The 13,343-nt window shown below is 65.5% G+C and carries 11 protein-coding genes; 4 read left to right on the top strand and 7 right to left on the bottom strand.

Annotation, left to right across the window (positions count from 1 at the left end; all coding sequences use genetic code 11):
• Nucleotides 1-36 precede the first annotated feature (36 nt).
• On the bottom strand, nucleotides 37-789 hold the full coding sequence (fabG, locus tag NA5_RS04030) for a 3-oxoacyl-ACP reductase FabG (RefSeq protein ID WP_062982009.1): 753 nt from the start codon (nucleotides 787-789) through the stop codon (nucleotides 37-39).
• A gap of 34 nt (nucleotides 790-823) precedes the next feature.
• On the bottom strand, nucleotides 824-1,972 hold the full coding sequence (locus NA5_RS04025) for an acyl-CoA dehydrogenase family protein (protein ID WP_062982007.1): 1,149 nt from the start codon (nucleotides 1,970-1,972) through the stop codon (nucleotides 824-826).
• Nucleotides 1,973-2,099: 127 nt separating this feature from the next.
• Here NA5_RS04025 and NA5_RS04020 point away from each other — a divergent pair, with 127 nt between their 5' ends.
• Nucleotides 2,100-2,741: a TetR/AcrR family transcriptional regulator gene (locus NA5_RS04020; protein WP_062982384.1), complete on the top strand. Its 642-nt coding sequence runs from the start codon at nucleotides 2,100-2,102 to the stop codon at nucleotides 2,739-2,741.
• Here the strand turns inward: NA5_RS04020 and NA5_RS04015 are convergent.
• The gene (locus tag NA5_RS04015; RefSeq protein WP_062982005.1) at nucleotides 2,738-3,337 is read right to left on the bottom strand and encodes an HAD family hydrolase; all 600 of its coding nucleotides are present in this window, start codon (nucleotides 3,335-3,337) and stop codon (nucleotides 2,738-2,740) included. The genes NA5_RS04020 and NA5_RS04015 overlap by 4 nt on opposite strands.
• Nucleotides 3,338-3,515: 178 nt before the next feature.
• Between NA5_RS04015 and NA5_RS04010 the strand changes: the two genes are divergently transcribed.
• Nucleotides 3,516-5,585, top strand: coding sequence for a serine/threonine-protein kinase (locus NA5_RS04010; RefSeq protein WP_084483888.1), 2,070 nt, complete (start codon nucleotides 3,516-3,518; stop codon nucleotides 5,583-5,585).
• Here the strand turns inward: NA5_RS04010 and NA5_RS04005 are convergent.
• Nucleotides 5,582-6,706, bottom strand: coding sequence for a BTAD domain-containing putative transcriptional regulator (locus NA5_RS04005; protein ID WP_062982001.1), 1,125 nt, complete (start codon nucleotides 6,704-6,706; stop codon nucleotides 5,582-5,584). The two genes, NA5_RS04010 and NA5_RS04005, sit on opposite strands and share 4 nt — an antisense overlap.
• A 186-nt stretch (nucleotides 6,707-6,892) precedes the next feature.
• On the opposite strand from NA5_RS04005, the gene NA5_RS04000 reads away from it, so the two are divergent.
• Nucleotides 6,893-8,281: a phenylacetate--CoA ligase family protein gene (locus tag NA5_RS04000; RefSeq protein ID WP_062981999.1), complete on the top strand. Its 1,389-nt coding sequence runs from the start codon at nucleotides 6,893-6,895 to the stop codon at nucleotides 8,279-8,281.
• Between the two features lie 5 nt (nucleotides 8,282-8,286).
• On the opposite strand, the gene NA5_RS03995 is transcribed toward NA5_RS04000, so the two are convergent.
• From NA5_RS03995 to NA5_RS03985, 3 genes are all read right to left on the bottom strand, one after another.
• Nucleotides 8,287-9,327: a crotonase/enoyl-CoA hydratase family protein gene (locus NA5_RS03995; RefSeq protein WP_062981997.1), complete on the bottom strand. Its 1,041-nt coding sequence runs from the start codon at nucleotides 9,325-9,327 to the stop codon at nucleotides 8,287-8,289.
• Nucleotides 9,328-9,436: 109 nt separating this feature from the next.
• On the bottom strand, nucleotides 9,437-9,850 hold the full coding sequence (locus NA5_RS03990) for a YybH family protein (RefSeq protein WP_062981995.1): 414 nt from the start codon (nucleotides 9,848-9,850) through the stop codon (nucleotides 9,437-9,439).
• A gap of 139 nt (nucleotides 9,851-9,989) precedes the next feature.
• Nucleotides 9,990-11,411, bottom strand: a complete 1,422-nt coding sequence (locus NA5_RS03985; RefSeq protein ID WP_062981994.1) for an APC family permease — start codon at nucleotides 11,409-11,411, stop codon at nucleotides 9,990-9,992.
• A gap of 367 nt (nucleotides 11,412-11,778) precedes the next feature.
• Between NA5_RS03985 and NA5_RS03980 the strand changes: the two genes are divergently transcribed.
• Entirely contained in the window at nucleotides 11,779-13,296 is a 1,518-nt protein-coding gene (locus tag NA5_RS03980; RefSeq protein WP_062981992.1) for a flavin-containing monooxygenase, read from the top strand.
• Nucleotides 13,297-13,343 lie beyond the last annotated feature (47 nt).

The raw sequence follows: 13,343 nt of genomic DNA, 5'->3' as shown, positions 1-13,343 counted from the left end.
CCCACGTCGCATACCGATCGGTCGCCACCGCTGGATTCAGCGTGCTCCGCCGTTGACGTACAACGTCTGGCCGCTGACATAGGACGCCTCATCACTGGCCAGGAACGCGATCACCGCGGCGACCTCCTCGGGCTGCCCCACTCGGCCGAGCGGAGTCCGTTCGGCCGCGGCCTTCTGGTGGTCCTCGGCCGTGAGCCCGACCCGGTCGGCGGTCGCGGCTGTCAGTGCGGTGGCGATATAGCCGGGCGCGACGGCATTGACATTGATGTTGTACGGCCCGAGCTCGAGCGCGAGCGTCGCGGTCAGGCCCTGGATGCCCGCCTTCGCGGCGGCGTAGTTGGCTTGGCCCCGATTGCCGAGCGCCGAGCGGCTGGACAGCGAGACGATCTTGCCGTAACGCTGGGCGACCATGTACTCCTGCACCGCCTGTGTGCAGTGGAAGACACCGGTCAGATTGACCGCGAGTACCGCATTCCAGTCGTCCTCGGAAAGCCGGAAGAACAGATCATCGCGAGTGATGCCCGCATTGTTGACCAGAATGTGCGGACCGCCGAGATCGGTTGCGATTTCAGCGAATACGGATTCCACCGCGGCACGGTCGGTGACATCGCAGAGATAGCCGCGGGCCGCGCCGCCCGCCGCGACGATCTGTTCGGCGGTGTGCTCGGGCGCATTGCGGTCGAGCACCGCGACCTGTGCGCCCTGGGCGGCGAGCAGTTGCGCGGTGGCCGCGCCGATACCCTGTGCCGCGCCGGTGACAACGGCGACCCGGTCGGTGAATCTGGTCATCGAACGTCCTCCTCGGAGTTTGCTACGGCGGTCATCAGAATGCGCTGACTCCGGTCAGCGCACGCCCGATCAGCAGCTTCTGGATCTGGCTTGTGCCCTCGTACAGGGTCATCACCTTGGCGTCGCGCAGATATTTGCCGACCGGGAATTCGTCGATATAGCCATAACCGCCGAAGACCTGCAGCGCCCGGTCGGCCGAGCGCACCGCGGCCTCGCTCGCGAACAATTTGGCCTTCGACGATTCGACGGCGAATTCGGCACCGCGGTCGATCAGATCAGCGACGCGCCACACCAGGAGCCGGGCCGCATCCACGTCGAGAGCGATATCGGCGAGCAACTCCTGCACCAGCTGATGCCCGGCGATCGGCTTGCCGAATTGTTCGCGCTCGGTGGCATATCCGACGGCGGCGTCCAGGCAGGCCTGCGCGATACCGACACAACCGGCGGCCACCGACATCCGGCCCTTGGCCAACGCCGCCATCGCGACGGTGAAACCCTTGCCTTCATCGTGCAACCGGGCACTGTCGGGGATCCGAACTCCGTCGAGTACGAGTTCGGCGGTGGCTTGCCCGCGCAGTCCGAGCTTGCCGTGGATGGTGCGGGCGGTGAAGCCGGGGGAGTCGGTCGGGACCAGGAAGGCGGTGATGCCGCGGTGCCCTTCGCCACCGGTGCGTGCGAAAACGAGGGCGACATCGGCCCAGGTGCCGTTGGTGATGAACATCTTGGTCCCGGACAGCACCCAGTCGTCACCGTCGCGGATCGCGCGGGTGCGCAATTGCGCCGCATCCGAACCGGTTTCGGGCTCGGTGAGGCCGAAGCAGCCGAGTGCGGCTCCTGCGGTCAGGCGCGGCAGCCAGGTGCGCTTCTGCTCATCGGTGCCGTAGTGGTTGATCGACTTGGTGACCAAACCCAAAGAGACCGAGACGATTCCGCGCACCGCGGAGTCGGCGCGCCCGAGTTCCTCCAGCACCAGACAGTAGGTGAGGTGGTCGCCGCCGCTGCCGCCGTACTCCTCGGGAATGGTCAGGCCGAGGAAGCCGACTTCGCCCAATTTGCGCACGATCGCGGTATCGACGGATTCGGTCCGGTCCCACTCCGTCGCATGCGGCGCGATCTCGCGGTCGACGAATTCGGCGGCCAGGCGCTTGGCGGCGGCCTGTTCGTCGGAGAGTTCCAGGTTCATCACGACTCCGAGGCAAAAACTAACAGCGGAAGTTTCTTGTATGCTAACCATCGATAAACTAACGACGCAAGTTTGATGTTGTGGGTATCGCCCGTGCGACACTGGATTGATCGACCAGGAGGTTTTCGTGGGAAGACCCCGCCGCCCCTTGCTCAGTCGCGACCGCATCGTGTCGGCCGCGCTGGATCTGGTGGATGCCGAAGGGCTGGAGGCGGTTTCGATCCGCCGCCTCGCCACCGAACTCGGTGTGCAGGGCCCATCGCTCTACAATCACGTGGCAACCAAGGACGATCTGCTGGACGCGATGGTCGATGCCGTGCTCGGCCAGATCGATCTGTCCATGTTCACCGATATCTCGGATTGGCGGGTGGCCCTGCGTGATTGGGCCAGGTCGTATCGGGCCGCTCTGGCGGCGCATCCGAAGGTGGTGCCCGCCCTGAATCAGGGCATGGGGCGACGACCGAATGCCTTGCGGCAGGCCGATGCGGTTTTCGGGGGTCTGGTCGCGGCGGGTTGGCCGCGACGGGAGGCCACCCAGGTGGGTGCGCTGATGCGGTTCTTCGTCACCGGGTCGACGCTAGGCTCGTTCGCGGGTGGATTCCCGGAGGACGCGGCGGTCTATCGCGGAAATTATCCGCATCTGGACGAGGCGCATCTGTTGTCGGGACGGCAGCGCGATATCGATGACGCCGCCTTCGAAACCGGGTTGAGTGCGTTGCTGGACGGCTTGTCGTTGCGGTTCGAGGCGCTGGAGAGTGCGGCGGGCTAGCGCGCGGCCAGCCAGTCCGGGAATTCGGTCAGCTCATCGAGGACGAAATCCGCTCCCGCCGTGCGCAATTGGTCGGCATCGCAGGGGCCGGTGGTGACCCCGAGCGCGTACACATCCGCCGCTCGCGCCCCGCGCATATCGCCCTCGTGATCGCCGACGAACAGGTCCGCGCCGTGCTCGCGCAACGCCGCCGCCTTGCCGTCGGACCACAGATCACCGACCACCTCATCGATGCGCCACCCGAGTTCGGCGACGTGCAGCCGGGCCAGCGGTTCGTGCTTCCCGGTCACGATGAGCACCCGTCCGCCGTGTGCCCGGACGGCTGCCAATGCGGCATCGGCCCCGGGCATGGCTGGAATGTAGGGCACGATCGACGGATAGATCTCGCGGTAGCGCGTCACGAGTGCCGGGATGAGTTCCTCGGGCGCACCGGCCTCGGCTAGCAGCATCGCCAGCGGCGGGCCCAGTCGGTCGGCCAATTCGGCTCCGCGCAATGGCAGGTCGAATTCCGTGACCAACTGCTCGATCGCCTTGCGCACACCCGGCCGGGAGTCGATCAGCGTCATATCGAGGTCGAATCCCACGGTCCAGGTCATCCCATGACTCTATCGTCGACGCCCGATCGACCGCGCGAGAGCACCGGCGGTTAACCAAACGGGGCCCGGCGAAGATCAATCAGGGGGAACATTTCCGCAGGCGCCCGCGAAAGACCGGCCGCCGACCTTACAGTTGACCGACGAGCGAACGGCTACGGTCTGCATCGCGGAGGACGAGATGACGAGCCAGCGCCAGCCACTGACCGTGGGCTCGATATTCGGGCACTACCGGTTGGATCGGCTGATCGGGCGCGGCGGCATGGGCGAGGTCTACGAGGCCTACGACCTGCGCAAGCGCCGCAGTGTGGCGATCAAGGTGCTCCTGGAAGGGCTCGCGCAGGACGAGGGGTACCGCGAGCGGTTCCAGCGCGAGGCCGATGCGGCCGCGCGACTGCGCGAACCGCATGTCATCCCGATTCACGATTACGGCGAGGTCGATGGCCGCCTCTACATCGATATGCGACTGGTGGACGGTGCCAGCCTGCCGTCGGTATTGCGGAGCAAGGGACCGATGCCAGCGCCGCAGGCGGTGGCGGTGATCCGGCAGATCGCGTCGGCGTTGGATGCCGCACATGCCGAAGGTCTGGTCCATCGTGACGTCAAGCCGGACAATATTCTGCTCACGCCGGACGGTTTCGCCTACCTGGTCGACTTCGGTATCGCGCATTCGGAGGCCGATCACGCCCTGACCACCCACGGTGCGGTGATCGGATCGTTCAGCTATATGGCCCCGGAGCGGTTCCGGGCCGAGCACACCACGCCCGCCGTCGATGTCTACTCGCTGGCATGCGTGCTCTACGAATGCCTCACCGGCGCACGGCCGTATCGGGGCAGCACCGACGCGGAGATCATCAGCGCGCATCTGTTCGAGCCGGTGCCGCGACCGAGTACGACCCGGCCGAATGTGACGTCCGCGCTCGATACCGTCATCGAGCGCGGTATGGCCAAGGACGTGCGCGAACGTTATAGAGCGGCAGGGGATCTCGCGCATGCGGCGGAGGCGGCGCTGACGAGCGCGGGTGCGGTCACCGAGGGACACACGGCGGTGTCCGCGACCGACGAGCGAACCTCGAAAGATGAAGCAGGACAAATCGGTTCACTCGATACCGCGACTCGTGACGACCTGTCGTCCCTTGCTTCGAAACCCGATACCGAGCGATCCGATGACGAGCAGCCCGATGCGCGGCAACCGCGCCGCCGAGGCCGGATGCTGACGGCGCTCGTCCTGGCGCTCGCCGCCGTAATCGCTGCTGGGGCCGGATTCGGAGCCTGGACCTTGCTCGCCGATCGCAAAGGCACCGCGGTCGCCGATGGCACCGCGTTGCGCGACGCGGATATCGATTTGCTGAAGATCGTCGCCCAGACCGGCCGCAAACGATCCACCTGCCAGCACGAGCAGCCCGATACATCGACGACCGTCGCGGTCATCTTCTGCCCGGACCACCCCGCCGCCAGTGAGTCCGCGGTCCGATACATGCGGTTCCGCAATCTCGACGCATTGCGCGACTACTACAGCCTCCTGATCCGCACCTTCCAGGCCACGAACTGTCCTGGCGACCCCGCCGGGGTGGATGGGCCGGTGATTTACGAAGGCAAGGAGATCGGCCGCAAGGCGTGTGTCGCCAACCGCGCCGAGTCACCGGACGCGCCGAAACCGTCCTTGGTCGTCACCGATGAGGCCCAGCTGGCACTGGCCTTCTTCATCTGGTCGTCACCGAGCGATGAGGCGAAGCGCGACTATCTGGCAAAGTTCAGCGGCAGCCAGTTCCTGACCAACGATGCCGCCCGTGACCCCGACTATTTCACGCCCGAGGACCGCGCCCTCCTCGGGCGGCTCGGCAATGACTTCGGTTCGGGAAACTGTCGGCACGTGCCGCCGCCCGGCGGCACGGTGAACGCCGCCATCGCCTGCAGTACGCCGCCCGACTACCCCGCCGCCCTGTTCTTCGGATTTCCGGACAGTCAGTCGGCCACCGCCCTGTACCGCGCCGATGTCGGGGTGCTCGGCGGACACCGCTGCGGTGGCGGGGGCTCCGACGAAGTCTGGCAGAAGGGAAACGAGCAGGTCGGCCGATTCTTCTGCTTCCTCGACAACGATCCGGATATCGGCACCAGGACCTGCCTGATCGCCGTGCACGATACCGCCCACCTGATCTCCCAGTTCTGCACGTTGGTACCGGAAAACCCGCTTCCCGGGCCGAAAACCGAAGCCGAACTGTTGAACTGGTTCGATAAGCATGCCCGCTAGTTGTGCGGCTGAACGCCGAAGGTGAATTCGGTATCGCCGATACGGATCGTCACACCATCGGTGAGCGCGGCTCCGTCGATGACCCGAACCCCGCCGACGAAGACACCGTTGGAGGACATCAGATCCTTCAGCACGCACGTCACCCCATTGCTGACGATCACGGCGTGATGGCGGCTGACCTTGCCGTCGTCGAGCACGATGTCGTTATCGGGCAGTCGGCCGATGCGGGTGAACGGGCCGGTGATCGCAAAGGTCTGCCCGCTCGAATCCCGCAGGTACGCTTGGGATCCGGGCGCTATCAGGTCGACGACGGTGGTGGCGCGCAGCGCGGATGCGACGGCATCGGCGGGCGGGGTGAGCGGTTCCTGGCGCAGCATCTTGGCTCCGAGTTCGCGAATCGATGCCACCGGATCGATACCGAGTTCGTCGACGAGCGTTGTCCGCAAGCGGCGCAGCGCCTCGAGTGCGTCGCTCTGTCGACCGCTCACATACAGGGCGGTGATCAGCTGCTCCCACAGCGGTTCGCGCAACGGATACCGATCGGCCAGTTCGACCAGCTCGGCGATGACGCCGTCGGCCCGACCCTGCGCGATCTCGGCTTGCGCGCGGGCCTCGATGACGCCGATCCGCTCGTCGTCCAGGGCGGTGGCGAAGGCATCGGCGAAGCCGAGGCCCTGCAAATCCGCCAGTGCGGTCCCGCGAAACTGCGCCAGCGCGCTGGCGAGCACTTCGCCGGCCACCGAGAATCGGCCCGCGGCCATGGCCCGCAAACCGGATTCCTTGCGCGCACGGAACCGCTGGACATCACAGCTGTCCGCGGGCACCGTGATCCGGTAACCCGTGCCCGCGCGCGAAAGGATCGTGCGCGCGTCGAGTCCGGCATCGCGCAATGGCTTTCGCAGATTCGAGACGATGGTGTGCAGGCTGATCCGGATATCCGGCGGCGGATTCTCCTCCCATACCGCCTGCGCCAGCGCCTCCGTCGAAACCGGTCGGTTCGCGTTCACAACGAGATACGCCAATACCGCACGCTGTTTGACGCCACCGAGCGGTTGCGCCACCCCATCGATCGTCATCTCTACCGGTCCGAGCACCCCGAATTTCGCCCGCATATCCGACATCCCCCAGTCCTCCCGTTCTCGAAATGACTATCGAGCGCCACGATCCCACCGTTTCCGGTATCAATCGTGGCAGCGGGTGCCGCGTTTCGGGGACCACGCCGTGAAGAAGAAGTATCAGACGATCGCGCCTGTCGTGCATCCGACACCAGTACCGTTGAAGCGGCCAACGGGGAGAAAGGTCGCCAGATGTCAGTCGATCCGAATCAGCACATACTCGACGCGGTGGCACGGACCGTGGCCACCGTGCCCGCGTATCGGGCATTCCTGGACGCACACGGCATCGATCCGGAGAAGATCACCGATGCCACGGCCTTCCAGCAGTTGCCGTTGACGACCAAGGCCAATTACCACCACCGCTATCCGCTGCCCGAACGCTGCCGCGGCGGGGATCTCGCCAGCTGCGATCTGATCGCGGTGTCATCGGGATCGACTGGGACGCCGACCTTTTGGCCGCGCACCGCCGCGGACGAGGCGGCCTCGACGCGCCGGTTCGCGCAGGTGCTCGTCGACGGCTTCTCCGCCTCGACCACGCGCACCCTCGCGGTGGTGTGCTTTCCGCTGGGAACCTGGGTCGGCGGGCTGTACACGCTGTCCTGCCTGCGGACATTGGCGGCGCGGCTGCCGCTGACGATCGTCGCGCCGGGCAATAACAAATCGGAGATCTTGCGGGTGATCCCGGAACTGGGTTCGCACGTCGAACAGGTTGTGCTGCTGGGATATCCGCCGTTTCTCAAGGACGTCATCGACACCGGCCTGCGCGCGGGCGTCGAGTGGTCGCGCTACGCGGTGAAACTCGTACTGGCCGGTGAGGTGATCAGTGAGCAGTGGCGCGATCTGATGGCACAGCGGGCCGGGCTGGATCCGGTGCGGGATGTGGCCGCGCTGTACGGGACCGCGGATGGGGGAGTGCTCGGGAACGAGACGCCGTTGAGTGTGCGGATCCGCCGGTTTCTCGGCGAACATCCCGCCGGGGAAGAACTGTTCGGGAGTCGGCGGCTGCCCACGCTGCTGCAATACGATCCAGCGGATCGGTATTTCGAATCCATCGACGGCACACTGGCATTCACCGCCGACTCGGGGGTTCCGCTGATCCGTTATCACATCGCCGATGACGGTGGTGTGGTCTCGCATGCGGAAATGCTCGCGTTCTGTGCCGCCCGCGGCCTCGATCTCGGTACCGAAATCCGGCCCGAACTGCCGTTTGTCTATGTCTTCGGGCGGTCACTGCACGCGGTATCGATTTTCGGGGCGAATGTCTTTCCGGAGACGGTGACGATCGGGCTGGAACAGCCGGGTGTCAGCGAGTGGGTGACCGGGAAGTTCGTGCTGGAGGTATGGGAGAATGCCGATCACGACCGGACATTGCGCGTCACAGTGGAACTGGCCCCCGACGAACCGAATACCCCCGAACGCACCCGGCGCGTCGCCGAATCGATTCGCGAAGAATTGCTGCGCCGCAATAGCGAATACGCGCATTACGTTCCGCCCGAACGTCACCTTCCGCATGTCGAACTACGGCCCACCGGCGATCCGGACTACTTCCCGATCGGCGTGAAGCACCGCTACACCCGCTGAGCGCGCTATTCCTCGGCGCGGAATTGGGTGCGCTTGTAGTCGCCGTATGGTTCGTCACGTTCGCGCACGGCCTCACGGAAACCGACAGTGGCCGAACGCAGTTGGAAGGCATAGCCCTCACGCGTGTGCCGGGAAATACCGTCGAATACCGTGCTGATCATCGCCGAATTCGTCACGCCCTGCGAATGCAGCGCCGAATTGAGCGCCAGTTTGGCCATCATCAGCTGGTTGATCGGCATGCGCGCGATGCGCGCCACCAATGCCTCGGTGCGCTCGTCGAGTTCGTCGGCCGGACACGATTCGACCGCGAGGCCCCATTCCTCGGCCTGTTTTCCGCTGATGCAGTCACCGGTGAACAGCAGCCGCTTGGCGCGCTGATCACCGAGGCGATGCGCCCACATGCCCGCCGCCGGAATGCCCCATACCCGGGTGGGCGGGTAGCCGATTTTGGTGTCGTCGGCGCAGATGATCTGGTCGGAGTAGAGCGCGATATCGGTGCCGCCCGCGATCGCGAAGCCGTGCAGTTTCGCGACGGTCGGCTTATCGGCGTTCATCAGACTGGCGAAACCGCGGTTGAACCGGCTCATCATGGCGTAGTCGATCATCGGATCCCAAGTGCCCCATGGATTGTGGTTGACCGCCTGCACCACCGGATCGGCCACGGTGCCGGTGGTATCGATCGAGCCGTCGACGCCGTGGCTGCCCTGTTCGGCGAACATATCCAGGTCGTAGCCGCCGCAGAACCCCTTGCCACGTCCGGATACCAGAATGACGTGCACCCGCGGATCCAGATCGGCCCGCTCGACGGCGTGCGCGAGATCGATCGGTGTGTCCGGGGTGATCGTGTTGCCCTTCTCCGGGCGGTTGAAGGTGATGCGCGCGATGCGCCCATCGCGCTCGTAGGTGAGCGTGCGGTAGTCGCGTTCGCCGCCGGGCTCGGGCCGATCCCGCCACGGCGAATCGGGCACCTCCGTCCAGTCCTCGTACCAGGCCGCGGGGCGGGTTCCCGCATGGTTCGAAAAGTGTTCGCTATCAGGCTGATTCACGTGGAACTCCCGGTGCACTCGATGCCGTATTCGCGGCAACGGTGCCACCACGCCACCGGTGGTCGATGCATCGTTGCGCTCGATGCCACCGTAGCGAACCGGGATGAGCTCAGACCTCGGGTGTCGGGCTGTCGTCGGGGAAGGAGTGGTGTTCGTGCGCCACAACCCACCGTCCGTCCTGTTTGCGCAGGCCGAAGGTGATGCGCAGGCGCTTGGCCGGGTCACGGGCGAAATCCTCCGCGGTGCCGCACAGCAGCAGTGCGTGCGCGAATGCCACGTCTGCGCCCGCCTCCACCTCCAGCGAGACGATGTCGAATGTGGCACCCGATGCCTGCCATTCGAAGAAGCCGGGCCAGGTGTCCCGGTAGGCGTCGATGCCGCGCACACCTTCATTCGGCGGCGGCACATCGAACATCACGATATCGTCGGCGTGATCGGTGAGCACACCGGCCAGATCGCCGGTATGCACCGCCGCCGCCCACCGCTCGATCAGAATCCGGATCTGCTTCTCGTCATCGGACATATCGGGTCGTCGTCCTCTCCGGCCCGGCCGCGAGGGTGTGCGCCGTGGCTCTTACCCAGAGAGCGTGCCGAATTCGCCTCGACGACGCAATGACTCGGAATGCATTCGTGCAAAATCCCAATGGCGAATTTCGCGCCGGTTACTGGTCGGCAGAAACCGTTGAGTCAGTTATGGTCGGGCCGGCGAGGGTCGAACGTTTACGGCCGTAGCCCAGGTAGACCGCAATGCCGACGAGTACCCAGACCGCGAAGCGCACCCAGGTGAGCGCGTCCAACGTGGTTGCCAGCAGTACGCAGCCGATCAGCGCGAGCATCGGCACCAGCGGCACCAACGGGGTGCGGAACGGCCGTTCCCGATTCGGTTCCAGCTTGCGCAGCACGAACACTCCGACACAAACAACCGCGAATGCCGACAGCGCGCCGATATTCACCAATTCCACGACGATATCGATGGGCAGCAGACCGGCGATCGTCGCGCACACGACGCCGAGCAGCAGTGTCAGCCGGACCGGAGTGGCCCTCTTACCGGTTTCGGCCAGGCCGCGCGGCAGCAGGCGGTCGCGGCACATCGCGAACATCAGCCGCACCTGTGCGTAGACGATCAGCAATAGGCCCTTGGTGAGCGCGATGATCGAGGCGATCACGATGACATTGCCGATCCAGCCGATGTGCATATTCCCGAAGGCGGTCGCGATCGGTGATGCGTTGTTCAGGGTGGCGAACGGTGCGATGCCGGTGAGTACGGCGCTGACCAGTGCGTAGAGCAGGGTGGCGATCAGGACCGTGCCGATGATCGCGAACGGGATATCGCGGCGCGGGTTTCGTGCCTCCTCGGCGGATGCCGCGACCACGTCGAATCCGAGGAACGCGAAGAAGGCGATCGCGGCCCCGCCGATGATGCCGCCGAATCCGAACGGCGCGAACGGGGTCCAATTGCCGATATCGACATGCGGTGCACCGATCGCGACGACCAAGACCAGCACGCTGATCGTCACGGCGACCAGGGCCTTGGTGATCCAGGCCGTCAGCGTGACCTCGCCGACCAACACCGCGACGATGACACCGATGATGAGCACGGCAGGCAGGTTGACGATGCCCCCCTCGGACGGCCCCGCAGTGATCGCGGTGGGCAGGGTGATGCCGAACATGGAGTCCAGCGCCGATACGACGCTGCCCGACCAGCCGATCGCCACGGCCGCGCCCGCGATGACGAATTCGAGCAGCAGATTCCAACCGACCAGGAAAGCCGGACCCTCGCCGAGGGTGGCGTAGGTGTAGGTGTAGGCGCTGCCGGAGACCGGCACCATGGCCGCGAGTTCGCTGTAGCAGAGCGCGACCAGGACGCAGACGGTTCCGGCCAGCAGGAACGACAGCACGATCGACGGCCCCGCCTTCTCGGCGGCGGCGACACCAGTGATGACGAAGATGCCCGCGCCCACGATCGTGCCGACACCCATGGCCGTGAGATCGATGCGACCCAGACTGCGCTTCAGCGTCGGCGACCCGGCCTGGCTCGTCGCGGAGTCGGGCAGGCGGCGTCGCCACCGGGTTGGGCTGGTCATGAACTCCCTCACTGCGTGCTCCGACTCCGGCCGACCGCCGGAGTCGGCTACCCATTGTGGTCGGCCGAGCTGACGCGGTTCACGCCGGGGCGACCACCAAGCAATTCATCTGCGCGAATGCACACGATGCAGTCACGCACCATGCGCGCCCCCGCACCCCACGCAATCCGCCACCCACCGCAACCACCAAGCAAGCCAAGCTCGGGCAGTTGATCACCATGTAACGGAGGCGACAAACGTCGAGAGAGCCCCGCCGTCAACGCCTTCTCGAAAGCGTACGACTAGACGTTACTTGAGATAACAGGTAATGTTGAGGAACGGTCGGGCGAGGATGCCTGGGTGAGAGCAGACGAAACGGATTACCTCAATGACGCGGCATGTCGACGTACTGATCATCGGCGCGGGCCTGTCCGGCATCGGGATGGCGTGCCATCTCACCCGCGAGCAAACCGGACGCAGCTATACGATCCTGGAACGCCGTACCGCCATCGGCGGAACCTGGGATCTGTTCCGGTACCCGGGCATCCGTTCCGACTCCGACATGTTGACCTTCGGCTTCGGCTTCCGTCCCTGGATCGGCACCAAGGTGCTCGCCGACGGGCCGCACATTCGCCAATACATCGAGGACACCGCGGCGGAATATGGCGTCACCGAGCACATTCGGTTCGGACGCAAGATGACCAAGGCCAGCTGGTCGAGCGAGACCGAACGGTGGACCGTCGAGGCGCTCGACGAGCAGACCGGCGAGACCGAGATCTACACCAGCAACTTCCTCGTCGGCTGCACCGGCTACTACGACTACGACAACGGATACCGTCCGCAGTTTCCGGGCGAGGCCGACTTCGGTGGGCAGATCGTGCACCCGCAGCACTGGCCCGAGGGACTCGATTACCGCGGCAAGCGCGTCGTAGTGATCGGCAGCGGCGCGACCGCGATCACGCTGATCCCGGCGATGGCCGACGACACCGCGCACATCACCATGCTGCAGCGCTCGCCCACCTACATCGCCGCACTACCCGCCGACGACCCGGTCGCGGTCGGTATGAAGTACGCGCGAGTGCCGGAGAAGCTCGCCTATCGGGCGGGCCGGGCGCGCAATATCGCGTTGCAGCGGGCCAGCTTCCAGCTCTCGCGCACCAACCCCGAGTTGTCGAAGAAGCTCCTGCTGGCCGCGGTGCGGATGCAACTCGGCAAGCAGATCGATATGCGGCACTTCACGCCGTCGTACAACCCGTGGGACCAGCGACTGTGCGTCGTCCCGAACGGCGATCTGTTCAAGGTGCTGCGCAGCGGTAAGGCATCGATCGTCACCGATCACATCGACCGCTTCACCGAAACCGGCATTCGGCTGGTGTCCGGGGAGGAACTGCCCGCCGATATCGTCATCAGCGCGACCGGTCTCACCGTGCAGATCCTCGGCGGCGCGACACTAGAGGTGGATGGCGAGCCGGTGTCGACCCGCGAGCACGTGGTCTACAAAGGCACCCTGCTCGACGGCATCCCCAACGCGATGCTTGTCCTCGGCTACACGAACGCCTCGTGGACGCTGAAGGCAGATCTGGCCGCCGAATACTTCTGCCGCGTCCTCAATCACATGAAGGCGCACGGCTACACCAAGGTCGTCGCGATCGCCGAAGACGCCGACCGCTCCGATCAATCATTGATGGGCGGTGCGCTGACCTCCGGCTACATCCAGCGCGGCGACGGCGTCATGCCTCGCCAGGGCGCCCGCGGCCCCTGGCAGGTCATCAACAACTACTTCCGCGACCGCGCGCTACTACGCAAGGCGCCGTTGGAGGACGGGGTACTCACCTTCGACGGTGCTGCGGGTGCCATCCGATCTGGCCGCAAGCCGAGAGGCCAGGCCCGCAAGCGAATTGCCTAGGGAGGGCTCGGCATCCCACTCACGCGGTTTCCGCGTGGGGTCACGTT

Source organism: Nocardia anaemiae NBRC 100462 (assembly GCF_001612725.1).
GTDB classification, from domain to species: domain Bacteria; phylum Actinomycetota; class Actinomycetes; order Mycobacteriales; family Mycobacteriaceae; genus Nocardia; species Nocardia anaemiae.
The sequence above is the reverse complement of the archived record's forward strand: the minus strand, read 5'-3'. Positions and strand labels throughout refer to the sequence as shown.

Excerpts from the sequence above, each read along its gene's own strand:
- fabG (WP_062982009.1), bottom strand. The coding sequence starts at position 789 with ATGACCAGATTCACCGACCGGGTCGCCGTTGTCACCGGCGCGGCACAG.
- NA5_RS04025 (WP_062982007.1), bottom strand. The coding sequence starts at position 1,972 with ATGAACCTGGAACTCTCCGACGAACAGGCCGCCGCCAAGCGCCTGGCC.
- NA5_RS04015 (WP_062982005.1), bottom strand. The coding sequence starts at position 3,337 with ATGACCTGGACCGTGGGATTCGACCTCGATATGACGCTGATCGACTCC.
- NA5_RS04010 (WP_084483888.1), top strand. The coding sequence starts at position 3,516 with ATGACGAGCCAGCGCCAGCCACTGACCGTGGGCTCGATATTCGGGCAC.
- NA5_RS04005 (WP_062982001.1), bottom strand. The coding sequence starts at position 6,706 with ATGTCGGATATGCGGGCGAAATTCGGGGTGCTCGGACCGGTAGAGATG.
- NA5_RS04000 (WP_062981999.1), top strand. The coding sequence starts at position 6,893 with ATGTCAGTCGATCCGAATCAGCACATACTCGACGCGGTGGCACGGACC.
- NA5_RS03990 (WP_062981995.1), bottom strand. The coding sequence starts at position 9,850 with ATGTCCGATGACGAGAAGCAGATCCGGATTCTGATCGAGCGGTGGGCG.
- NA5_RS03985 (WP_062981994.1), bottom strand. The coding sequence starts at position 11,411 with ATGACCAGCCCAACCCGGTGGCGACGCCGCCTGCCCGACTCCGCGACG.
- NA5_RS03980 (WP_062981992.1), top strand. The coding sequence starts at position 11,779 with ATGACGCGGCATGTCGACGTACTGATCATCGGCGCGGGCCTGTCCGGC.